Raw genomic sequence first — 20,686 nt, 5'->3', positions numbered from 1 at the left:
TTGTGCCGCGGCAGGGCAATGCTCTTTACTTCAGGGAGATTTTTGATTCATTGACCACATGGGCCCATCGGACGATCTCGCTCGCCATCAGTTCGCGCGCCTGCGCCGGTGTTCCCCCGGGCGCTCTGATGCCCATGTCCGCAAAGCGCTTCACCACGTCCGGCTGGCGCAGAGCCCGAAGCACTTCCTGGTTCAGGCGCTGGACTATGGGGCCGGGTGTCTGCGCCGGCGCAACGAACATGCCCCAGGACGACACATTGAATTCGCTGACGCCCTGCTCGGCGACTGTCGGGACATCGGGAAGAACCTCGGAGCGCTTCGCATTGGCGATGGCCAGGGCCCTGAGCTGGCCGGTCCTGATCTGAGCCAGCGCTGGTGGAACGTACTCGAACGCGAGGTCGATGTCCCCTGCGGACAGGGCGGTGGTCACTGCGGAGGCCGTCTTGAAAGGCACGATGGTGAAGTCGACCTTGGCGCGCAGCTTGAAGAGCTCCGCACTCAAGTGCTGGGTGGTACCCAGCAGGCTGACCCCGACCATCAAACCGCCTTTTTTCTCCCTGGCTTCGCGGATGAAGTCTTCCATCCGGGCGAATCGGGAGTCCTTGCGCACCAGAAGAAGGACGTCATTGCTGCTGACGGTGCATACCGGCGCGAAGCTCTCCAGCATGTCGTAGGGCTGGGGTTTGAACAAGGCCTGGCTGATAGCCACCCCGGCGCCGATGTAAAGCAAGGTCTGGCCGTCCGGCTTCGCTCCTGCAACCTGTTTGACTGCACCCACGCCACCAGCGCCCGGACGGTTCTCGATGATGACCTGCTGCCCCAGGAAGCCGCTCAGATGATGGGCAACCAAGCGTCCAATGGTGTCCGCTGCATTGCCGGGCCCGAACGCCAACACGAGGGTGACCGGTTTGGTGGGATAGCCGTGGCTCTGCGCAGACGCAGTCAGGGGCGCAACGCCAGACCACGCGAGCGGCAAGGCGCCTGCGGCCTTCAGGATGTCTCGTTTGTTGAGCATGTTCTTGCCTCCGCTCCTGGGTGCCTCAGCCTACCTTGACGCGCAGCGCGTCGAGGCCGCTGACCTGGACCTCCAACTGGTCACCGGTGGTCAGAAAACGGTTGCGGGCCACGCCGACGCCCGCAGGGGTTCCGGTGGCGATGACGTCGCCGGGCAACAGGGTCATGTAAGAGGACAGCGTGGCGATGATCTGCTCGGTCGAGAAGATCATCTCCTTCATGCTCTCGCTCTGCACCTGCTCACCGTTGAGCCGTGTGGTGATCGTCAGGCTGCGCTCGCGCAGCGCCGTGAGGATGTCCGGTCCGCAAGTAATGGTGGGGCCCAGCGCGGAGCCGCCATCAAGGCCCTTGTTGGCGGTCCAGTCAGGCCAGAAGACTGTCGCGGTATCGGGATTTCCGAGCGCGACTTTGCTGATGTCGCGCGCACTGCCGTCGTCGAAGGCGCAGACGCCGACCACGAAGCTCAGGGCATTCTCTAGCGTCGCGTTCTTGCAAGTGCGGCCTATGACCACAGCGATTTCGCCCTCGTAGTCGAACTTGGCGGTGAGCTGCTTGTTCGGGTTGAGGGTATCGCCATGGCCCACAAAGTTCGAAGGCGCTTTATAGAACATCAGGGGCCGCGAGGGCGGCAGCGCCTTGGCTTCGGCGCCGTGGGCGTGGTAGTTGATGGCGATGGCGAAGACGCGGGCGCGCGGATCGAGCGGCGCCAGCATCCTGGCACTGCCGACCGGGATCCGCCTGATTGCAACGGCGGTGGATTCCGGCGAGGCCAGCACGCGCGGAAGATCGTCGCTCTCGCTGACGATGTCGATGAAGCCGCTATCGGGGCGTCCGATAACAATCTTGCCATCGAACAGGTAGCGGCCAAGGTTGAAATTCGCATTCGTCACGTGGATCCTCTGGTGGTGATTGATTAGAGGCAAGTGTGATCTGCGCCTTTGCGCCAGGCAACGCTTAAAGCGCAGCGATTGTTGCGTTTGTTGCTATGCGCTGACCTTGCCCCAGCCCCTGGATTCCGTATCCCTGCACCGAGATCGTGACCAACCCACCACCTGGCGGCCGAACAGCTCAAGCGCGGCACCAGCCGCCGCGAAAAGTCGCCTGATTGTTCTCTTTGTTGCTATAGAGATAGGAGCGTCGTTGTGCGCGTCCATGGCGAATCTGAAAATTCCTTCACAACAACATGAAGTGCAAAAGTAGTGAGAAACCAACTTTTTTCGGGTGCAATCGGCCTCATGCTGCTAGCCGGCACCATCCTGCCGGTCGCTGCGCAATCCCCCGTGCAGATCTACGGCAGGGTCATCACCTCGCTCAATCACACGAAGGCCGGGAATGGTGCAACCAAGCTCGACCTGGAAGAAAACGGATCGAAACTGGGATTCCGGGGCAGCGAGGACCTTGGCGAAGGCTTGTCCGCCCAGTTCGGTCTGGAGATGGGCTTCGACACTTCCTCGGGTGCCGCCACGCTCCCGCAATACCGGCACAGCTATGTCGGGTTGAAAGGGGGCTTCGGCACTTTGGCGCTGGGGCGCCTGGACTCGGGCACGTCGGTCGGCTCGCCCATTTTTTCGCAAGCCTTGTCGATCATCAACCTGGCACCCAATGATGCCGGAGCCACCCAGATCGGCCCCAACTACCTGAACTTGCGAAACCGGACGTCAAATGCGATCGGCTACGTCAGTCCGAACATGGCCGACTTCGTCGTTCGCGCACGCTACTACCTGCGCGGCCCGCCAGACAATGTGAACATGGAAAACGGCGCCAGGTCGCTCGACGTGGGCGTGACTTACGCGAACGGCCCCTGGCGAACCGGCGTCAGCCATGGTCGCGATTCCCGCCCAGGCGGACTCCTGCCCAACGAGTTTTCCAAAAAATGGCAGACCGGCGTGCGCTACGACGTCGGCTGGGTCGCGCCTTATGTCCTGGTGGGGCGTGATACCTATGCGAACACGCGCGCCAGCCGGCGCAACGTGGACTACTGGCTCCTGGGCGTCAAGTTCATGCACAACGCGCACGCCGTGGTGCTCAACGTCATGAACCGCGACGTGCAGACCTCACTCACGGCCGACCGCCCGAAGCAGCAGCTAGCCTACACCTACGCGCTGTCGAAGCGCAGCGAGTTCCAGGCCTTCTACGACCATGACAAATTCGACTCCAGCAAGCCCCATATGGACAAGCGCGTCTTCGGCATCGGCCTGCGGCACGACTTCTGACAGGGCGGGATGCTGCAAGATCGCTCTCCCGGGCTCGCGCAAAGACGTGCTGGATGTCCTGGTTCAGCCGCTGCACGATCGCGTCCGGTGTTTGCGCGGGCGCGGCGATCGCCAATCCCTGGTTAAAGAGGGCTTGGGCGCTACGGTGCTTCCGCCCACGGCTAACTGGCAAATCGGCCAGCCATCACCAACCCAAAGAGCAGCACCATGACCGAAGACCTGAACCGACAGAAGATGGATCTGTGCGATTCATGTGCCGGCATCCAGCGCAACTGGCGCAAATCCCCCGGGCACCCCGAACTGGTGCAGGGCGGCAACCGCCAGGAAAAGCGCGGTGGCCACTTGGTCACCATCACCAGCTACCGCTGTGACCGCTGCGGCACCGCGTGGGAGTATGAGAACGACAAGGCCAACCTCAAGGCGGGTTGGTCGGTGGTGGGGCGGTAGACGCCGCCCGTTTGGCCCCACTTATCCTCTGCGCGCAGCGGGCTTGCCGGCCGCATTCTCCAGCCCGGCCCGCAGGAGTGCCTGCGCAGCCCACTCCAGCGTTGCCAGTGCCTCCTCGTCTGAAAGGTTGCAGACGTCTTTCATGACGACCAGCGCTTCCATGCCCAAGGTCAGGGCCAGCGCCGATCGCACACGGCGCCACTGCGCGGGGCGCAACTGCTGCCGAACGGGCTCCAGCGCCTCGTCGAGCCATCGGGTGCGCCTGCCTTCTCTGACGGCGGCGGGTGCCTCGCCGCGCCGGCGGCTTTCCAGCCAGGTGTCGAGATACACGCGCAGGCCGGTGCGCAGCGCGATCTCCTCGGTCAGAACCACGCCGTTGAAAGTGCCCAGCAGTCCGCGCAGCCTGTCCACCGGCTCACCTCCTTCCAGGCTTGCCAGCCAGCGCTCAACGGGCTCCGCCGCCGGGTTGACCTGGGCGACCTCCACCAGCAGGGCTTCCTGAGTCGGGAAATAACGGTAGGCCGTTGCGCGGGACACTTTGGCCAGCTCCGCAGCTTCGGCGACGGTAGGCTGCGCGCCGTCTCTCAGCAACTGGGTGGCCGCGGCAACCACCGCCGAGCGGGTGCGCTCTTTCTGGTTGGCGCGTGGATCGCTGGGTTGTTTGATCATAGGCTCGTTACGATACTTTTGTCTCAAGATGACTTGACAGTCTAACATGACGCGTTATGATACTCTTGTCTCATGAAGGGACGCAACTCCAACCTAGATGAAGGGATGCTTACCATGTCACTTACTCCAGCCGAGGTTGACCGCCTCATTGATACGCACTTCATGTTCGAGGCCACGGACGATGTCGAGGGCGTCCTGGCCAGCCTGGCCCCGGGCGCCGAACACCATGTGGTCCCGTCCCCGTACGGCATCGTTCGCGACGCCGGGAAAATCCGCGAGTTTTACGTCACCTTGTTCGGCGATCTGAAGGGCGAGGGCGTCACGCCTGTGCGCCGCCTCTATGGTGACGGCTTCGTCGTGGACGAGGCCATCTGGAACGGCCACGTTGAGGATGGCCGGCTGTTCGGCTGCGCCGGCAGGAAAGGGCCTGTCAGCTTCCGTCTGCTGCATGTGTTCGAGTTCAGCGGCGACAAGATCAGCCGCGAGAATGTGTGGTGCGATTTGTCGGCCATCCAGCAACAGCTGGGCGCGAAAGTGTCCTGAGGAGATCGGCAATGAAAACTCCCGCCATCAACATTTCCACACCAGGGACACGCCTGGCACGCGCTGTCTTCCTCGTATCGTTCGGCTGGGCGGCGCTGGCAGCATCGGCAATGGCCGCCGGCAAGGGCGACGAGATCAGCCGGGGCCGCTACCTGATTGAAACCGCCGGCTGCAATGACTGCCACACGCCTGGGTACGGCGCCAAGGAGGGCAAGGTCGACGAGAAGCTCTGGCTGACCGGTGACACGCTGGGGTGGGCCGGACCTTGGGGAACGACCTATCCGTCAAATCTCCGGCTTCTCCTGGCGGGCATGACCCAGAAGGAATGGCTGGCCCATGCGCGAACGATGAAGCCGCGCCCTCCCATGCCGTGGTTCAACGTGCGTGCGATGACCGACAGTGATCTCAAAGCCATCTACGCCTACACCCGCTCGCTGGGGCCGGGCGGTGCGCCAGCGCCTGCCTATGTGCCCCCAGGCCAAAAGGCGACAGGCCCGGTGGTGCGGTTTCCAGAGTAGCACTGGCAGAAATCCGTCATCCCGGACCCCGGATCCAAGTCCGGGGCGAGCCCGATGCCGGGCATTGCTATTGAGACTTTCATAAATCTTGACAGGCACTTCGCTACCGTTCGCCCTGAGCCTGTCGAAGGGCTTCGCCACTTCGACAGGCTCAGGGCGAACGGTGTGGTGTCATGAGTTACGGAAACATCAATAATGAAGCAGACGGCCCTGCCTTATCGTGCCAGCCCGCCGCGCTTGACGGCCTCGTCGCACTCCGAGCGAAGTTGCTGCAGCTTGCCTTTCTCGGTATGAAAGACTTTGTCATCCAGCGTGCTGACGGCCTTTGTGCCGGAAAGCCCGGCGACGTGTGACGCCTGTTCGAGGGCGGTTTTGCAGGCGCGGAATTTGTCCCACGGGCTGGGGCCACTGGCCACGATGGGCCATTGCTTGCGTTGTGCATCCAGGGCGGCCCTGGTTAATCTCAGGCGCTGGACGTACTTCATGGCCTCGGGCTCAGCGGCCCCGACTGCATATTCATTCAGGACGTGCTGAGACCTGATCGCCAGGGCCAGCGCGTCCTGCTCGCCCTTGGTTTGCGCGCCGGCCAGCGCAGAGGCCGAGAGCAGCAGAAGTGTGGGAAGGATTCGCATCACGCTGACCATACATGAGTTGAGGCTGAGTTGAGGTTAAGCCCCACGCGGCATGCCCATGCGGCATGGATGACGGGTTGGAGGCGCAATGAGAACGCCCATAAAAAAAGACAGGCGAGGCCTGTCTTTTTGAGGGGTGGCAAGACGGCCTGCAGCCGTCGCGTGGCAATTACTTGCTGCCAGCCGCTTTCACGTCGGCCTTGGCTTCTGCCTTGACTGCAGTGGTTTCGGCACCGGCGGTGGCCTTGTCGGCCGCGGCCTTGATGCGCACGGTGTCTACCTTGGTGTCGGCTTTGATGACGGCCTTGTCGGCTTTGACATCGGCCTTGGCATCGGTTTTTTCAGCTTTGGCGGTGGTCTTGGTTTTGTCTTCAGCGTCGGCCTTGTCGGCTTTGGCGTGCGCCTTGGCTTTGGTCGTTGCGGATTTGGTCAGGGCTTTGGTTTTCTTTTCAGCAGCGTTGGTTTCTGCCTTTTCAACCTTGACGTCAGCCTTGGCGTCTACCTTGGCTTCGCTGGTCACAGCCGCAGCCACGGACTTGTCGGCCTTGGCTTCTGCCTTGACGACGGCCGGGGTGGCAGGCGCCACGGGCGCAGGCGTCTGTGCAAATGCAGCGCCGGCAATCAGGGTGGTCATCAGGGTAGCGAGTAACTTGTTCATGAAGGTCCTTTTTGAATACGGTTTGTCAAATCACATTGATTTCACATGGCCTGGTGCTCAACGGCGCGCCTCGGCACACTGTTGACTAGCCTCACACAACGTTGCATCCCATACCTTGGCTTTACATTCAGCGCGTCTTTGGGTGGGCTTTATCAATGCATCCTTTTACGAATGCGTGCTTTTTCTAAACGTTGCCGTGGCCATCGTCTCGCAGAACAAGGTCTGTGCGTTACAAGATAGGGGGCAACGTAGGGGCGTGACGCCTTCGCAGAAAACAACCGAATTTTTGAACCGGGCATTGCCTTGCGCCAACGCATGTGCGCACCGAGCCGGGCCACAATGAATCAACGAAAGGCATCGATGAAACGAAGACTGTTGCTGACTTTGGCTATCTGGACAGCGTTAGGCGGAGCCGGTTTGTTGACATGGCCGGATGCGCACGCCCAGCCGAGCTACACGGTATCCAGCGAGCAATTGCAGGAGGCTGTGGCGCAGCGGTTCCCGCGGCGTTACGCGATGGGTGGCCTGCTGGACCTGACCCTGCAGACGCCGCGCCTGCGCTTGCAGCCCGAGCAGAACCGTCTGGGCACCGAGATAGTGATCGACGCGGCCGGCCCCGCCCTGGCGCGTAACTCTACCGGCACGTTCGACGTGGATTTTGCGCTGCGTTATGAGGCCAGCGACCAGTCGATACGCGCGCATCAGCTGCGCGTCAATTCACTGCGCCTGTCGGGCCTGCCGCCTGGCCCGGCTGCACTGCTGGAGGCTTATGCGCCGGCCCTCGCCAACCAGACCTTGCTGGAAGTGGTGGTGCACAAGCTCAGGCCGCAGGACTTGATGCTGGCCGACGGCCTGGGGCTGGAGCCGGGCACGATCACGGTGACGGCCAAGGGGCTGATGATTGGTTTTGTGACGAAGCAGCCGCGCTGAAAATGTTGGCGAATGTTGGCTAATGTTGGCTAATGCGGCTGTTGGCGTATCGACCATCAGCCCGGCGCGGTGTTCCACAGCGTGGGCGCTACCTCCCTCTCATCTCCTTCCCCCGCTGGGGGAAGGCCGGGATGGGGGCTCACGGCGTAGGCGTCGGGCCGCCGTGCTGACTCGGTCGCCGCAGGCCCCCACCCCAACCCTCCCCCAGCGGGGGAGGGTGCCTCATGGCCAATTACGCCGGCGCAGCTGCGCCCAGCACCGCCCGGCGCAACGCCGCTCGCGCGAGCAGGCGCGTGGAGTCGAGCGTCGGCAGCGGCGAGTTGGTGTCGTTCATGATCAGCGGGATCTCGGTGCAGCCGAGGACGACGGCGTCGCAGCCTTCTTCTTTCATTCGCCCGATCACCCGCTGAAAGCAGGCAACCGCCTCGGGCTTGAAGACGCCGTACACCAGCTCGTCCATGATGATGCGGTTGGTCTTGTCGCGTTCCGCATCGCTCGGGCGCGTATAGGCCAGTCCGCGCGCGGTGAGCTTGTCTGGATAAACCTCGCTGTCGACGAGCCAGCGGGTGCCGGTGATGCCGATGCGGTGAAAGCCGCGCCGGGCGGCTTCTGCGGCAACGACTTCAGCGATGTGCAGCCAGGGCAGCGGCGAGCGCGGCTCGACGTGGGGCAGCGCCTGGTGGATGGTGTTGTCGGGGCAGATCAGGAAGTCGGCACCAGCCGCGGCGAGCTTGCGGGCCGAGGACAGCATCAACTCGCCCACGCCTTTCATGTCGCCTGCGTCGAGGCAAGTCACGTAGTCGGCCAGCGAGTGGGTGTGCATCGACACCTCAGGGTGGGCGTGCGGGCCGAGCAGTTGCACGCCTTCGATACAAATGGTTTTATAACAAAGCGCTGCACCTTCGGCGGAGCAGCCGACGATTCCGATGTGTTGCGGCATGACAGTGGTGTTCCAGGACGTAGGGGGTAGCCGTTGCGCGGTTACCGGCGAAGGGTGGTGCGTGGTCAGTGGCGAATCACCGGTGCTTTGGATTATTGTGGCGGGCGGCGGGAGGTTCAAGGCCGGCTCAGTCGCGCACCAGCGTGGCTGACCGTGCGAAGGTGTAGGTCAGGCCCACGCCGACGCTGGTGCCCGCGGTTTTTTGCACCAGCGGGCTCGCCCGGTTGGCGGCGCCTGCAACGGAGTCGAACCAGGCGAAGCCGAAGAGGCGCAGCTTGGGCGTCACGTCGCGCGACACCGTGAGCCCGAGGCGCCAGTTGATCAGCCCGCTTTCGGCCGTGTAGGCGGGGCGGCCTGCTGTGACATAGGCGGGCGCCACGCCGTAGTACGTGTCGGCCAGGCGCCGGTTGCCCAGCACCGCGCCGGCGCTGGTGCCGTAGCGCCAGCCGCCGCTGCCCTGCCACTCGTAGATCAGCCGGGGCTCGAAGGAGATGCCTTTGTGGCTGAGCTCGTCGTCCAGGTCAAACACGCCGCGCAGCGCAAACTCGGCCCGCAGGCGGCCATTGGCCGGCCCCTGGCCCAGGTGCCACTTGAGGCGGGGCCCGAACTCCACCAGGGTGCCCAGGTCGGGCATGCCGCGGCGCGCGTCCACTTCGTCCGAGCGGGAGCCGAAAGCGGCGGCAAAACCCACATCAAGTTCAAACTGCGGCGTGCTGAAGGCGCGCAGGCCCACGCTCTCGCGGTCGGCGCGTAAGTACTTGCCGCGGTAGATCAGGTAAGGCAGCGCCAGGCCGCGGCTCACGTTCTGCGATGCGCCCGGGTAGGCCTGCTGCGACATGGCCAGGCCGACCGCGCCGATCTCCCACAGGGGAAGCGGCGCGGGCGCCGGTTCCTGCGCTCGGCTGGCCATGGGCGCGGCCAGCAACAAGGCGACGACCGCACAGCCGCAGAGTAAGGGTTGAACTTTCATAGGGGCTCCCGGCTGGACAAGGGTGAAGGAAAAGTATGCCGGGTGCTTGGTTTTGCCTACTTAATTCATAAAAGCTGAACAAGTAAATCACTTTTCAGGCCTTCCACCAAGCAAAGCTAACTTCTACAGTGGAGTCACTTTAACTTTACTTCAGGACATCGCCATGAATGCTTCGACTGAACTTCTTTCTACCCGCCGCCAGTTGCTGGCGGGCGCCGCCACCCTTGGTGCCGCATCGGCCGCGCTGCTGGCAGGTGCGTCACCCGCCTTCGCCGCTACGGCAAGTCCCCGCGCCGCCGCAGTGCCCGGCTTCACGGCGCGCACCGCCGACGTCAATGGCACGCGCATTCACTACCGCGTGGGCGGCAGCGGCCCGGCGGTGGTGCTGCTGCACGGCTATGCCGAAACCAGCCACATGTGGAACCCGCTGATGCCGCTGCTGGCCAAAAACCACACGGTGATCGTGCCGGACCTGCGCGGCGCCGGTGGTTCGTCCAAACCCGAGGGCGGCTACGATAAAAAGAACATGGCCGTGGACATTCATGAGCTGGTGAAGTCACTGGGCGTCAAAAGCGCGAGCATCGTTGGCCACGACATCGGCCTGATGGTGGCCTATGCCTATGCGGCGCAGTTTCCGGCCGAGACCGAACGCGTGGTGCTGATGGACGCGTTTTTGCCCGGCATCGGCAAATGGCAGGACGTGTGGCTGCTGCGTGACCTGTGGCACTTTCATTTCCACGGCCCGGTGCCGCTGGCTTTGGTGAAGGGGCGCGAGCGCATTTACTTTGAGCATTTCTGGAACGACTTTGCCGCCGATGCCAAACACTCGGTGCCGGAAGCCGACCGGCGTGTGTATGCCGCGGCCTATGCGCAAGACGGCGGCATGCGGTCGGGTTTTGAGTACTTCAAGAACTTTGAGAAAGACGCTGCCGACTTTGCCGCGCTCTCGGCCAACAAGCTGCCCATGCCCATGCTGGTGCTCTCCGGCGAAAAAGCCGGCGGCACTTTCCTGATCGAGCAGGGCAAGCTGGTGGCGAACGACGTCAAGGGCGTGGTGGTGAAGGGCTCGGGCCACTGGCTGATGGAGGAAGCGCCAGACCAAGTGATTCCTGCACTGGTCGACTTCCTGAAATAACTGGGGAATAAGGGACTGAGGGCATGGGAGGGCGGCGGGAACCGCCCTCGCCGGTCCCGCTGTTTCGCTATCTTTTCAATAGCCTTCAGTACTAAGCGCTGCGGCAAGCGGGCCGAATTTTCCCAAGACCTGGAGGTAGGATGAGCACCATCAACCAGGATGGAAAGTACGGAAAAGATGGGCCAGGCAGTACAGAAAATAGTCATCGCCGGCGGTGGCGTCATAGGCAGCGCGCTCGCCTACTTTTTGGCAACGCACCCGCGCTTTCGCGGCGATGTGACCGTGGTGGAACGCGACCCGACCTATGCGCAAGCCTCTTCGGCGCTGTCGGCCAGCTCCATACGCCAGCAGTTCTCGGCGCCGGTGAACATTGCGATCTCGCAGTTCGGCATTGGGTTTTTGCGCAATATCAAACAGCACCTGGCGGTAGACGGGGACGTGCCCGACATCGGCCTGACAGAAAAGGGCTATTTGTATTTGGCCACTGAAGCCGGTGCGGCCACCTTGCGCGAGAACCACGCCACCCAGCGCGCGCATGGCGTAGAGGTGGCGCTGCTGGAGCCGGCTGCGCTGCAGCAGCGCTTCCCCTGGCTGCAGGTGGACGACCTGGTACTGGCCTCTTTGGGCTTGAATGGCGAAGGCTGGTTTGACGGCTACGGCTTGCTGATGGCCTTCAAGCAAAAGGCGCGCAGCCTGGGCGTGCAGTATGTGAAGGCGCAAGCCACCGGCTTTGCGCACAGCCAGGGCCGCGTGCATGCGGTGACGCTGGAAGGCGGTGCGCAACTGCCCTGCGACTGGGCAGTGAACGCGGCCGGCGCCTGGGCCCGGCCCCTGCTGGCTGGCACCGGGCTGGACCTGCCGGTGTGTGGGCGCAGGCGCTGTGTGTATGCGTTTGCCAGCCCGGCCAAAACGCCCGATTGCCCGCTGGTGATTGACCCGAGCGGGCTGTGGTTTCGCCCCGAAGGCGACATCTGGATTTGCGGCCTGCCGCCGCCGCAGGATGACAACGACGCGCCGCTGGAGGTCGACTACGAGCTGTTCGACCAGGCCTGGCTGACGCTGGCGCACCGGGTGCCAGGCTTTGAGGCCGTGCGCCAGCAGCGCGCCTGGGCCGGATACTACGAGTACAACACCTTTGACCAGAATGCCCTGCTGGGGCCGCACCCGGCCCTGCCCAACCTGCTGCTGGCCAACGGCTTCAGCGGCCACGGCCTGCAGCAGGCGCCGGCCGTGGGGCGCGGCCTGGCCGAGTGGATAAGCGACGGCGCCTACACCAGCCTGGACTTGTCGCCGCTGTCGGTGCAAAGGCTGGTGGAGGGGCGGGCCTTGCTGGAAAAGAATGTGATTTGAGGTGCTGCTCTTACTCTTGCTCCTTCCCGCCTTTGGGGGAAGGCAGGGATGGGGGCAGCGAACCCGCAAGAATCGCTATTTATTTCATGGCAGCTTGCGCCCATCTTTGTTGGGCTGGACCGGGATGAATAGCCATGCGGTTCAGTTAAGCCCCAAACCCCGTTCGGGCTGGGCTCAGGGCGAACGGCTTAACTGAATGGGATTGGGGTTAATCGCGCGTTCGCACACGCTGCGGGGAGCCCCCATCCCTGCCTTCCCCCAAAGGCGGGAAGGGGTAAAGCGGGGATGACCCCTCAACGCACGCCGCCGGCGCCTTTCGCCTTGCCCGCCAGCCATTCCACCGCCAGGTCGATGAAGGCGCGCCGTGCTGCGCGAAGGTCACACCGGTTAGGCCGTACCCAGGTCGAGCGATTGAAGGCTGCAATCGAGCAGTGCCGGGTCGACCTCGCGCTCCAGCACATAAAACATGCCCTCAACAAAATCCATGAGGCCGTCGGACGCGGCAATGGCAGCGTCGACATGGCCGTTGGCGACCGCGTCGATCACCGCGACATGCCCGTCCACCGTGCCCTGCAGATTGGTGTGGTTGGCCGTCTGCATGTGGTAAATCCAGCCGATGCGACGGAAGATGGTATGCAGCGGCCGCAAGGTGCTTTCGACAAACGGCTCGTTGGCCGCCGCCAGGAACAGCTGGTCGATGCGCCGGTCGATCGTGTTGAACTGGGCGATCGTCATGTCGGCGCCATGCTCCATGAGCTGGCGCCGGATGTGCAACATCTGGTTGCGCTGTGAGGCGCCCGAGCGCTCGGTGGCCAGGCGAATCACAAAACGCTCCATGTCGCGGCGCAGGCGCAGCAGCACGCGCTCGCGGGTCAAATCGATCGGCGCGATCTGGATGCCGTGGCGCGGCGACACCAGCATCAGCGTGTCGGCGGCCAGGCGGCTCACGGCCTGGTGCACCGGCGTGCGGCCATAACCGACCAATGCCTGCAGTTCATGCATCGCAAGAAAGCGGCCCGGCTTGAGTTCGCAGCAGATCAGCAATTCCTCCAGGCGTTCATAGGCCAGATCCGACAGGTTGACCTGGCTGCGGCGGCGCGGCGCTTCCGGGGCCGGCGCGGTGGCGGCGGCAACCAGTTTGGGACGGTGGCGCGGGGACGTGGCCATGAGGCTCCTTGAATTACCGGGAAATTGAGAAATTTCAGCGAAGACACATCAAAGCATACCCTGATATGCAAGCAGTGGTTCGCTCACTTTTGGCAATTTGACCCGTAATTTCAGCCATCTTCGCCCGTTTTGCGCTCAGGTCATGGTTCGGGTAAATACTGAGTCTTTTCGTGAAATATCACAGTATTCTTCAAAGCATCGACAAAAACCGCAAGACGGTGCAACACCCTCCACCCCATGTCACATCCTCTTTTTGATCTGTCCGGCCGCACGGCCCTCGTCACCGGCTCTTCGCGCGGCCTGGGCCATGCGATTGCCGAAGGACTGGCCCAGGCCGGCGCCCGGCTGGTGCTCAATGGCATGGACACCGAACGCCTGGCGCTCGGCGCCGCGGCCCTGCGGGCCAAAGGCCATCACGTCGATGAGGCCGCTTTCGACGTCACGGACGAAGCCGCCGTGTGCGCAGCCTTTGCGCGCCTGGATGACGCCGGCATCGAAATCGACATTCTCGTGAACAACGCCGGCATCCAGTTGCGCAAGCCGCTGGTCGAGCTGTCGGTGGCCGAATGGGACAAGGTGCTGAACACCAACCTCACCAGCGCCTTCCTGGTCGGCCGCGAAGCAGCCAAACGCATGATCGCGCGCGGCCGCGGCGGCAAGGTCATCAACATCGGCTCGCTCACGAGCGAAGCCGCGCGCGCCACCGTCGCGCCCTACACGGCGGCCAAGGGCGGCATCAAGATGCTGACACGCGCCATGGCGGCCGAATGGGCCGAGCACGGCATCCAGGCCAATGCGATCGGGCCGGGCTACATGGCCACCGAGATGAACACCGCTCTGCTCGACAACCCGGCGTTCGACGCCTGGGTCAAGGGCCGCACGCCCGCGCGTCGCTGGGGCCGGCCCGACGAGCTGGCCGGCACCGCGATCTGGCTGGCATCGAAGGCGTCCGAGTATGTCAACGGCCAGATCATTTACGTTGATGGCGGCATGCTGGCCGTGCTTTGAGCCGCCCCTTTCTTTCCTTCCCCCCTGACCGTCCCCTTACCTTCCCTCTTACCGTCCCCTTTACCTTCCCCAACCAACCGACAGAGAGACAAATCATGAAGTTTCTGCGCACGCTCCTTCCCGCCACCGCGGTCACGCTCGCGGCCCTGACGCTCCCGGCCGCCGCCATCGCGGCGGACTACCCGATCCGGCCCATCGAAATGGTCGTGCCGTCGACCGCCGGCGGGGGCACCGACATCATGGCGCGCCTGTTTGCCGAGACCGCCAAAAAATATGTCACCCAGCCCATCGTGGTGAGCAACAAGCCCGGCGTCAGCGGTGGCCTGGCGATGACCGAAGTGCAACGCGCGACGCCCGACGGCTACAAGATCGGCGTGCTGATTTCCGAGCTCGCGATCATCCCGCACCTGGGCATGACCAAGGTAACGACGAGCGACTTCATCCCGCTGGCGCGGCTCAACGGCGACCCCGGCCTGATCGCCGTGCGCGCCGAGTCGCCTTACCAGTCCATTGACGAGCTGCTGGCCGCCGCGCGCAAACAACCCGGCACGGTCACCATGGGCAATGCCGGCACCGGAACGATCTGGCACCTGGCGGCCGCGGCGGTGGAAGACAAGACCGGCGTCAAGTTCAACCATGTGCCCTTCCAGGGTGCGGCGCCCAGCGTGATGGCGCTAGCCGGCGGCCACGTCGATGCGATCACGGTCAGCCCCGCCGAGATCGGCTCCTTCGTCGCGGCCGGCAAAGTTCGCGTGCTGGTTTCCATGGCCGACCGCAAGCTGCCCGCGCCCTACGACAAGGTCGTGAGCTTCAAGGAAAAAGGCGTGGACCTGGTCGTCGGGACCTGGCGCGGCCTGGGCGTGCCGCTGAACACGCCGCCCGAGGTGGTGCAGTACCTGCGCGAAGCCAGCCGCAAAACCGGCGAAGACCCGGCCTTCCGCGAAGCGCTCATGAAAGCCAACCTGCAGCCGGCCTACCTGGACGGCGAGCAGTTCCAGGTCTTCATGAACAGCCAGTCCGCTTACTTCAAGAAGCTGCTGGCCGGGCTCAACATCCAGAAATAAGCCGCACGGCCCGGCGCAAGCCCCGCGCCTGCTGCCGATCGCCAGGAGAACCCGGAACCCGCGCCGGGTTCTCCTGCCTTTGCAATACCGCCAACCCCAGCAGACACCCCAGATCACCCTGACCCCATGGCCACCCTCATCACCGACGTCAAAGTCATCCTCACCGCGCCCGAAGGCATCAACCTCCTCGTCGTGAAGATAGAAACCAACCAGCCCGGCCTGCACGGCCTGGGTTGCGCAACCTTTGCGTACCGGCACCTGGCGGTGAAGTGTCTGGTCGAGGAGTACCTCAGGCCCCTGCTCATCGGCCGCGATGCCGAGGCGATCGAGGAGCTCTGGCAGCTGATGCACCAGAACGCCTACTGGCGCAACGGCCCGATCGAAAACAACGCGATCTCGGGCGTGGACATGGCGCTCTGGGACATCAAGGGCAAGCTGGCCGGCATGCCGCTGTACCAGCTGTTCGGCGGCAAGGTGCGCGCAGGCGTGCCGATCTACCGCCACGCCGATGGCCGCGACCTGGCCGAGCTGTGCGACAACATCCAGAAATACCGTGAGCAGGGCATCACGCACATCCGCTGCCAGAGCGGGGGCTACGGCGGCGGTGGCTTTGGCGCCGCGCCGGCCGGCGCACCCCGGGGCGCTGCCGACGGCATCTACCTCGACAGCCGCAAATACATGCGCGAGACGCTCAAGCTCTTTGAGGGCATACGCAGCAAGGTCGGCTACGAGGTCGAGCTCTGCCACGACGTGCATGAGCGGCTCAAGCCGGTCGATGCGATCAGCTTTGCCTGCGAGCTGGAGCGCTTCGAGCTGTTCTTTCTGGAGGATGCGATCCCGCTCGAAGAAGGCAACTGGCTGCGCCAGCTGCGCGCCAAAACCAACATTCCGCTGGCGCAGGGGGAGCTATTCAACAACCCGTACGAATGGAAGTTCCTGATCACCGAGCAGCTGATCGATTACATCCGCGTGCACCTGAGCCAGATCGGCGGCATCACGCCGGGTCGCAAGCTGCAGATCTTTGCCGAGCAGTTCGGCGTGCGCACCGCCTGGCACGGGCCGGGCGACATGTCGCCGCTGGCCCATGCAGCGAACATCCACATCGACCTGGCCGCGCGCAATTTCGGCATACAGGAATGGTCCGGCACCGAGCCGCCCAACTTTGTCATCCAGGAACTCAAGGGACCGCGTGAAGCGCTGCTCGACGTCTTCCCGGGCCTGCCGGAATTCCGTAAGGGCCATGTCTATGCCAACGACAAGCCCGGCCTGGGTGTCGACCTCGACGAAGCCGAGGCGGCTAAATACCCGTGCGAAAACACCGTCACCACCTGGACGCAAACGCGACTCGCCGACGGGACCTTGCAGACTCCCTGAGCGGCGCAAGTGCGCCTGGTGCACGTAAATAAGCAGCGCCGGTTGCGCTGCCCCCATCCCTGCCTTCCCCCAAAGGCGGGAAGGAGTAAAACGGGGATGACCCGTTCACTCAAAGCGCGCCACCACCAAACTCCGCCTGCCGCTGGGCACCGACACTGTTGTGGGGCATAAGTCGACTATGCGTTTATTCACCGCAAATTGTGCGGCGAGTATCCTGAATAATCACCGCATGACAACGGCCACGGCTGGCAGCCGAAAGGAATTGCTCTACTTTTGATAGCCGTTTGCGGGCGTTTTTGCGGACTGGGTCAAGGCCGTGTTGAAGCGGAGTTCGAGGCAAAACCTCACGGCCTGGCGCCCTCCACCTCGCGCAGCAAACGCATGCCCACCAGGGTGTAACGGGTCTGCGGTGAGTTCCAGTTGCGGTAGCTGCAGCGGGCGTACAGCGACCAGGTGTGCCAGGAGCCGCCGCGGCGCACACGCACGCTTCCCGCGTCGGGGCCGGGCGGGTCGTTCAGGGTGTTGGCCCATTGCAGCAGCGACTGGGGGTCGTTGCCGCCAAAGTAACGCGCGGGTGAACCGGCGCGGCAGGCGTATTCCCATTCGGCTTCGGTGGGCAGGCGGTAGGTATGGCCTTCGTGCTTGCTCAGCCACTGGCTCAGGGCCACGGCGTCGTTCCAGGTCACGTTGAGCACCGGATGCGCATCGCTCTGGGCGAAGCCGGGGTTGCGCCACGAGTACTTCGGGTCGCGCCCCTCAAAGGCATCGCCGCGTGCTGATGTGGCGGGGTCGTAGGCGGGGTTGTAGCCATAGCCGCCGGTGCCGTCGGCGATGGATTCGGGTACGTAGCCCGAGGCCTCGATGAATCGGCGGAACTGGCCCACCGTGACTTCATGCTGGCCCAAGTAAAAAGGCCGCGTGATGCGCACCCGGTGCACGGGCGCTTCGTCGGCAAGGTCTGTCAGGCGCTTGCGCTGGTAAGCCGGGTAGTCGCGCGCCAGGGCGTCGGGCGACTCGTCGCTGCCCATCAGGAATTCACCGGCCGGCACCAGCACAAACTTCATGCCCAGTGAATTTTCAATGGCGCGCGGAGCGGGCGGCTTCGGCGGCGTGGGCTGCATGCGTTGCGAGGAGCAGGCCGACAGGAGAAAACCAGTGGCCAGTAGAAAAACCGAAGCGTAGGTGCGCATGGTGTGGGTGGGATACGTTCAGCACAGCAACGTGGGCCACGCTAACCCGGCGTGACGGGCGCAATCCTTCATGGCGCGGCTTGGGTCGGCGCATGCACCGGCGCTGCCGCCAGCGCCGGCTCATCACCGCGCTCAGCCAGGGCGAGCTTGGCAAATTCAAGGGCCAGGAAATCGATCAACTCGCGCACCGCCGGCAGCAGGCCGCGGCGTGACGGAAACACCGCATGCACAATGCCCGCCCGCGGCCGCCAATGGGGCAGCAGGTCGACCAGCAACCCCTGCGCCAGGTCCTGTTGCACCATCATCGTCGGCAGCTGCAACACGCCCACGCCTTGCAGCGCGGCCAGGCGCAAGGCCAGCCGGTCGTCGCTGATGAGGCGCGGCGTGTGGTGCACCACGGCGCTGGCGCCGTTGGGGCCCACCAGGTGCCAGGCATGCTCGCGGTGCGGCGGGCCTTCATCGAGGCTGGGCAGGTGGCCCAGGTCGGCCGGCAGCAGCGGTGCGACCAGGCCGCGGGCCTTGAGCAGCCCGGGGCTGGCCACCAGGCGCTGCGTGCTGTCGCCCAGCACGCGCATGACGAGGTCGGTGTCTTCGAGCGGCGGAAAGCGCACGCGAATGGCGATGTCAAAACCCTCGCCAATCACGTCGACGCGGCGGTTGGTGCTCTCCAGCTGCACCTGCACGCGCGGGCAGGCGGCCATGAAGCGCGCCAGGACGTCGCCGAGCTGGTAGTCGAGCAGGGCCGTGGGGCAGCTCATGCGCACGGTGCCCTGCGGCTCGGCGCTCACGCGATCAATCACCTCCTGCGCCGCGTTGGCCTCGACCAGCATGGCCAGGCAATGCCGGTAGTACTCCTGGCCGATCTCGGTGACGGCAAAGCGGCGGGTTGAGCGCTGGATCAGACGCACGCCCAGGCGCTCTTCCAGCAGGGCGATGCGCCGGCTCAGCTTGGACTTCGGGCTATTAAGCGCGCGGCCTGCGGGCGCAAAGCCCTGGTGCTCGACCACCTGCACAAAGTAATAAAGGTCGTTGAGGTCCTGCATGCCGTCATTGTTCCTCAAATAGAACGCTGATGGCAAATTTAGCCGACTACCGGATTCATCGTTCCGGAACTATCTTTCGTTCATGGCTGTTTTTTCTGCAGTCACTTTTCAAGGAGCAGTCATGAAGAAGGTTCTGGGTATCTATAGCAGCCCCCGCCCGCACTGGGTGGGCAACGGTTTTCCGGTGCGCTCGCTCTTCAGCTACGACACGCTGGGCCAGCATGTGAGTCCGTTTTTGTTGCTCGACTACGCCGGTCCGGCGGAGTTCAAGCCGGCCGGCACACCCGGTGAGCGGCGCGGTGTGGGCACGCACCCGCACCGGGGTTTTGAAACGGTGACCATCGTCTACAAGGGCGAAGTCGCGCACCAGGACTCCACCGGCAGCGGCGGCGTGATCGGCCCGGGCGACGTGCAGTGGATGACGGCGGCCTCGGGCATCCTGCACGAAGAGTTTCATTCGCCCGCGTTCACGCAGCAGGGCGGCACGCTGGAGATGGTGCAGCTGTGGGTGAACCTGCCCGCCAGGGACAAGATGGCCGCGCCGCGCTACCAGGGCATCGTGGATGCGCAGATCCCGTCGGTGGCCCTGCCTGAGGGCGCTGGCAGCGTGCGCGTGATTGCCGGCAACTACGACGGCAACACCGGGCCCGCACAAACCTTCACGCCCATCAATGTCTGGGATGTGCGGCTGGGCCAGGGTAAAGAGGCCGCACTGACCCTGCCGCCAGGCCACACGGCCGCCGTCGTGGTGCTGCACGGCACGGTGCTGGTCAATGGCGAGGTGGTGCACGAAGCGCAGATGGCGCTGCTGGAGCGCGAGGACGATGGCTTGAGGCTGGAGGCGAACAGCGATGCCACGCTGCTGGTGCTGAGCGGCGAGCCGATCAACGAGCCCATCGTGGGCCATGGCCCCTTCGTCATGAACACGCAGGCCGAAATCGCCACCGCCATCAACGACTTCAACGCCGGCCGCTTCGGGCGGATCAGCCCGACGGCGCACTGAGCACGCGGATCCGGCCCTGCGATGGGCCGGGCCACAGCCCCGCCTGCGGGCGGGTTTTCCCCGGGCATCTCGCCCATCGCCCAGCCGGGCTTTGTCACTTTGTCAATCAACCCTTGTTTATCACTTCAGGAGAATAGCCATGTCAAATCCGTACCGTCGTCTCGACAAAAACCAGGCCGCCGTGCTGCTGGTCGATCACCAGGCCGGCCTGCTGTCGCTGGTACGCGACATCGAGCCCGACAGGTTCAAGAACAACGTGCTGGCGGTGGCCGACATCGCCAAGTACTTCAAGCTGCCGACCGTGCTGACCACCAGCTTTGAGGACGGCCCCAATGGCCCCCTGGTGCCCGAGCTGAAGCAGACGCTGCCCGATGCGGCCTTCATTCCGCGGCCGGGCCAGATCAATGCCTGGGACAACGAAGACTTCGTGAAGGCTGTCAAGGCGACCGGTCGCAAGCAGCTCATCATCGCTGGCGTGGTGACCGAGGTCTGCGTGGCCTTCCCCGCCCTGTCGGCACTGGCCGAAGGCTTTGAGGTGTTCGTGGTGACCGATGCGTCGGGCACCTTCAACGAAGTCACCCGCCACTCGGCCTGGAACCGGATGTCGGAAGCGGGCGCACAGCTGATGACCTGGTTTGGCCTGGCCTGTGAGCTGCACCGCGACTGGCGCAACGATGTGGAAGGCCTGGGCACCCTGTTTGCCAACCACATTCCCGACTACCGCAACCTGATGACCAGCTATAGCGCGGTCAAGGCGTCGAAGTAATACCCACCACCACCGGGCCTGCTGTGGGCCTTCCTGACGAGCGCAAGCAGCG

At 64.0% G+C, this 20,686-nt stretch carries 22 protein-coding genes; 12 read left to right on the top strand and 10 right to left on the bottom strand.

Going from position 1 to position 20,686, the window contains the following annotated elements; all coding sequences use genetic code 11:
- Positions 1-25: 25 nt before the first annotated feature.
- The gene (locus AC1DUB_RS23565) at positions 26-1,015 is read right to left on the bottom strand and encodes a Bug family tripartite tricarboxylate transporter substrate binding protein (RefSeq protein WP_477731589.1); all 990 of its coding nucleotides are present in this window, start codon (positions 1,013-1,015) and stop codon (positions 26-28) included.
- Positions 1,016-1,040: 25 nt separating this feature from the next.
- Positions 1,041-1,904 carry a fumarylacetoacetate hydrolase family protein gene (locus AC1DUB_RS23560; RefSeq protein WP_477731588.1) on the bottom strand — a complete coding sequence of 288 codons (864 nt, stop codon included), beginning with the start codon at positions 1,902-1,904 and terminating at the stop codon, positions 1,041-1,043.
- Positions 1,905-2,249: 345 nt separating this feature from the next.
- On the opposite strand from AC1DUB_RS23560, the gene AC1DUB_RS23555 reads away from it, so the two are divergent.
- A complete protein-coding gene (locus AC1DUB_RS23555) occupies positions 2,250-3,227 on the top strand; it encodes a porin (protein WP_477731587.1) in 978 nt (325 codons plus the stop codon).
- Positions 3,228-3,434: 207 nt separating this feature from the next.
- A complete protein-coding gene (locus AC1DUB_RS23550; RefSeq protein WP_477731586.1) occupies positions 3,435-3,674 on the top strand; it encodes a hypothetical protein in 240 nt (79 codons plus the stop codon).
- Between the two features lie 21 nt (positions 3,675-3,695).
- Here AC1DUB_RS23550 and AC1DUB_RS23545 read toward each other — a convergent pair whose 3' ends face one another.
- Complete coding sequence (locus AC1DUB_RS23545) at positions 3,696-4,343, bottom strand: TetR/AcrR family transcriptional regulator (protein ID WP_477731585.1); 648 nt, start codon at positions 4,341-4,343, stop codon at positions 3,696-3,698.
- Between the two features lie 114 nt (positions 4,344-4,457).
- Between AC1DUB_RS23545 and AC1DUB_RS23540 the strand changes: the two genes are divergently transcribed.
- Together AC1DUB_RS23540 and AC1DUB_RS23535 are read left to right on the top strand one after the other, a co-directional pair.
- Positions 4,458-4,886 carry a nuclear transport factor 2 family protein gene (locus tag AC1DUB_RS23540; protein ID WP_477731584.1) on the top strand — a complete coding sequence of 143 codons (429 nt, stop codon included), beginning with the start codon at positions 4,458-4,460 and terminating at the stop codon, positions 4,884-4,886.
- Between the two features lie 11 nt (positions 4,887-4,897).
- Complete coding sequence (locus AC1DUB_RS23535) at positions 4,898-5,404, top strand: c-type cytochrome (RefSeq protein WP_477731583.1); 507 nt, start codon at positions 4,898-4,900, stop codon at positions 5,402-5,404.
- 215 nt (positions 5,405-5,619) lie between these two features.
- Here the strand turns inward: AC1DUB_RS23535 and AC1DUB_RS23530 are convergent, their stop codons facing one another.
- Both AC1DUB_RS23530 and AC1DUB_RS23525 read right to left on the bottom strand, forming a co-directional pair.
- A complete protein-coding gene (locus AC1DUB_RS23530) occupies positions 5,620-6,036 on the bottom strand; it encodes a hypothetical protein (protein WP_477731582.1) in 417 nt (138 codons plus the stop codon).
- A gap of 169 nt (positions 6,037-6,205) precedes the next feature.
- On the bottom strand, positions 6,206-6,694 hold the full coding sequence (locus AC1DUB_RS23525) for a hypothetical protein (protein ID WP_477731581.1): 489 nt from the start codon (positions 6,692-6,694) through the stop codon (positions 6,206-6,208).
- Between the two features lie 360 nt (positions 6,695-7,054).
- Here AC1DUB_RS23525 and AC1DUB_RS23520 point away from each other — a divergent pair, with 360 nt between their 5' ends.
- Entirely contained in the window at positions 7,055-7,624 is a 570-nt protein-coding gene (locus AC1DUB_RS23520) for a DUF1439 domain-containing protein (protein WP_477731580.1), read from the top strand.
- Positions 7,625-7,856: 232 nt separating this feature from the next.
- Here AC1DUB_RS23520 and AC1DUB_RS23515 read toward each other — a convergent pair whose 3' ends face one another.
- Positions 7,857-8,564, bottom strand: coding sequence for an aspartate/glutamate racemase family protein (locus tag AC1DUB_RS23515; protein WP_477731579.1), 708 nt, complete (start codon positions 8,562-8,564; stop codon positions 7,857-7,859).
- Between the two features lie 127 nt (positions 8,565-8,691).
- Positions 8,692-9,534, bottom strand: coding sequence for a MipA/OmpV family protein (locus tag AC1DUB_RS23510; RefSeq protein WP_477731578.1), 843 nt, complete (start codon positions 9,532-9,534; stop codon positions 8,692-8,694).
- A gap of 163 nt (positions 9,535-9,697) precedes the next feature.
- On the opposite strand from AC1DUB_RS23510, the gene AC1DUB_RS23505 reads away from it, so the two are divergent.
- Entirely contained in the window at positions 9,698-10,669 is a 972-nt protein-coding gene (locus AC1DUB_RS23505; protein WP_477731577.1) for an alpha/beta fold hydrolase, read from the top strand.
- Between the two features lie 159 nt (positions 10,670-10,828).
- Positions 10,829-12,019, top strand: coding sequence for an NAD(P)/FAD-dependent oxidoreductase (locus AC1DUB_RS23500; RefSeq protein ID WP_477731576.1), 1,191 nt, complete (start codon positions 10,829-10,831; stop codon positions 12,017-12,019).
- Positions 12,020-12,406: 387 nt separating this feature from the next.
- On the opposite strand, the gene AC1DUB_RS23495 is transcribed toward AC1DUB_RS23500, so the two are convergent.
- Positions 12,407-13,186 carry a GntR family transcriptional regulator gene (locus AC1DUB_RS23495; protein ID WP_477731575.1) on the bottom strand — a complete coding sequence of 260 codons (780 nt, stop codon included), beginning with the start codon at positions 13,184-13,186 and terminating at the stop codon, positions 12,407-12,409.
- A 237-nt stretch (positions 13,187-13,423) separates the two neighbouring features.
- Between AC1DUB_RS23495 and AC1DUB_RS23490 the strand changes: the two genes are divergently transcribed.
- The 3 genes from AC1DUB_RS23490 (at position 13,424) to AC1DUB_RS23480 (ending at position 16,632) form a co-directional block, all read left to right on the top strand.
- The gene (locus tag AC1DUB_RS23490) at positions 13,424-14,194 is read left to right on the top strand and encodes an SDR family oxidoreductase (RefSeq protein ID WP_477731574.1); all 771 of its coding nucleotides are present in this window, start codon (positions 13,424-13,426) and stop codon (positions 14,192-14,194) included.
- A 95-nt stretch (positions 14,195-14,289) separates the two neighbouring features.
- Positions 14,290-15,258 (top strand): tripartite tricarboxylate transporter substrate binding protein, encoded by a 969-nt coding sequence (locus AC1DUB_RS23485; RefSeq protein ID WP_477731573.1) that lies wholly within the window; start codon positions 14,290-14,292, stop codon positions 15,256-15,258.
- 126 nt (positions 15,259-15,384) lie between these two features.
- A complete protein-coding gene (locus AC1DUB_RS23480; protein WP_477731572.1) occupies positions 15,385-16,632 on the top strand; it encodes an enolase C-terminal domain-like protein in 1,248 nt (415 codons plus the stop codon).
- A gap of 344 nt (positions 16,633-16,976) precedes the next feature.
- Here AC1DUB_RS23480 and AC1DUB_RS23475 read toward each other — a convergent pair whose 3' ends face one another.
- Both AC1DUB_RS23475 and AC1DUB_RS23470 read right to left on the bottom strand, forming a co-directional pair.
- A complete protein-coding gene (locus AC1DUB_RS23475) occupies positions 16,977-17,753 on the bottom strand; it encodes a formylglycine-generating enzyme family protein (RefSeq protein ID WP_477731612.1) in 777 nt (258 codons plus the stop codon).
- 137 nt (positions 17,754-17,890) lie between these two features.
- On the bottom strand, positions 17,891-18,865 hold the full coding sequence (locus tag AC1DUB_RS23470; protein ID WP_477731571.1) for a LysR family transcriptional regulator: 975 nt from the start codon (positions 18,863-18,865) through the stop codon (positions 17,891-17,893).
- 121 nt (positions 18,866-18,986) lie between these two features.
- Here AC1DUB_RS23470 and AC1DUB_RS23465 point away from each other — a divergent pair, with 121 nt between their 5' ends.
- Both AC1DUB_RS23465 and ycaC read left to right on the top strand, forming a co-directional pair.
- Positions 18,987-19,868, top strand: coding sequence for a pirin family protein (locus AC1DUB_RS23465; RefSeq protein ID WP_477731570.1), 882 nt, complete (start codon positions 18,987-18,989; stop codon positions 19,866-19,868).
- 139 nt (positions 19,869-20,007) lie between these two features.
- Complete coding sequence (gene ycaC, locus AC1DUB_RS23460; RefSeq protein WP_477731569.1) at positions 20,008-20,634, top strand: isochorismate family cysteine hydrolase YcaC; 627 nt, start codon at positions 20,008-20,010, stop codon at positions 20,632-20,634.
- Positions 20,635-20,686 lie beyond the last annotated feature (52 nt).

This window comes from Polaromonas sp. P4_F9 (assembly GCF_056401235.1).
The sequence above is the reverse complement of the archived record's forward strand: the minus strand, read 5'-3'. Positions and strand labels throughout refer to the sequence as shown.

Bases quoted from the DNA above. Each gene is read 5' to 3' on its own strand.
- AC1DUB_RS23475 (WP_477731612.1), bottom strand. From the start codon at position 17,753: ATGCAGCCCACGCCGCCGAAGCCGCCCGCTCCGCGCGCCATTGAAAAT.
- AC1DUB_RS23550 (WP_477731586.1), top strand. From the start codon at position 3,435: ATGACCGAAGACCTGAACCGACAGAAGATGGATCTGTGCGATTCATGT.
- AC1DUB_RS23530 (WP_477731582.1), bottom strand. From the start codon at position 6,036: ATGCGAATCCTTCCCACACTTCTGCTGCTCTCGGCCTCTGCGCTGGCC.
- ycaC (WP_477731569.1), top strand. From the start codon at position 20,008: ATGTCAAATCCGTACCGTCGTCTCGACAAAAACCAGGCCGCCGTGCTG.
- AC1DUB_RS23470 (WP_477731571.1), bottom strand. From the start codon at position 18,865: ATGCAGGACCTCAACGACCTTTATTACTTTGTGCAGGTGGTCGAGCAC.
- AC1DUB_RS23480 (WP_477731572.1), top strand. From the start codon at position 15,385: ATGGCCACCCTCATCACCGACGTCAAAGTCATCCTCACCGCGCCCGAA.
- AC1DUB_RS23535 (WP_477731583.1), top strand. From the start codon at position 4,898: ATGAAAACTCCCGCCATCAACATTTCCACACCAGGGACACGCCTGGCA.
- AC1DUB_RS23565 (WP_477731589.1), bottom strand. From the start codon at position 1,015: ATGCTCAACAAACGAGACATCCTGAAGGCCGCAGGCGCCTTGCCGCTC.
- AC1DUB_RS23545 (WP_477731585.1), bottom strand. From the start codon at position 4,343: ATGATCAAACAACCCAGCGATCCACGCGCCAACCAGAAAGAGCGCACC.
- AC1DUB_RS23520 (WP_477731580.1), top strand. From the start codon at position 7,055: ATGAAACGAAGACTGTTGCTGACTTTGGCTATCTGGACAGCGTTAGGC.
- AC1DUB_RS23485 (WP_477731573.1), top strand. From the start codon at position 14,290: ATGAAGTTTCTGCGCACGCTCCTTCCCGCCACCGCGGTCACGCTCGCG.
- AC1DUB_RS23465 (WP_477731570.1), top strand. From the start codon at position 18,987: ATGAAGAAGGTTCTGGGTATCTATAGCAGCCCCCGCCCGCACTGGGTG.
- AC1DUB_RS23515 (WP_477731579.1), bottom strand. From the start codon at position 8,564: ATGCCGCAACACATCGGAATCGTCGGCTGCTCCGCCGAAGGTGCAGCG.
- AC1DUB_RS23500 (WP_477731576.1), top strand. From the start codon at position 10,829: ATGGAAAGTACGGAAAAGATGGGCCAGGCAGTACAGAAAATAGTCATC.
- AC1DUB_RS23540 (WP_477731584.1), top strand. From the start codon at position 4,458: ATGTCACTTACTCCAGCCGAGGTTGACCGCCTCATTGATACGCACTTC.
- AC1DUB_RS23525 (WP_477731581.1), bottom strand. From the start codon at position 6,694: ATGAACAAGTTACTCGCTACCCTGATGACCACCCTGATTGCCGGCGCT.
- AC1DUB_RS23490 (WP_477731574.1), top strand. From the start codon at position 13,424: ATGTCACATCCTCTTTTTGATCTGTCCGGCCGCACGGCCCTCGTCACC.
- AC1DUB_RS23510 (WP_477731578.1), bottom strand. From the start codon at position 9,534: ATGAAAGTTCAACCCTTACTCTGCGGCTGTGCGGTCGTCGCCTTGTTG.
- AC1DUB_RS23495 (WP_477731575.1), bottom strand. From the start codon at position 13,186: ATGGCCACGTCCCCGCGCCACCGTCCCAAACTGGTTGCCGCCGCCACC.
- AC1DUB_RS23505 (WP_477731577.1), top strand. From the start codon at position 9,698: ATGAATGCTTCGACTGAACTTCTTTCTACCCGCCGCCAGTTGCTGGCG.
- AC1DUB_RS23555 (WP_477731587.1), top strand. From the start codon at position 2,250: ATGCTGCTAGCCGGCACCATCCTGCCGGTCGCTGCGCAATCCCCCGTG.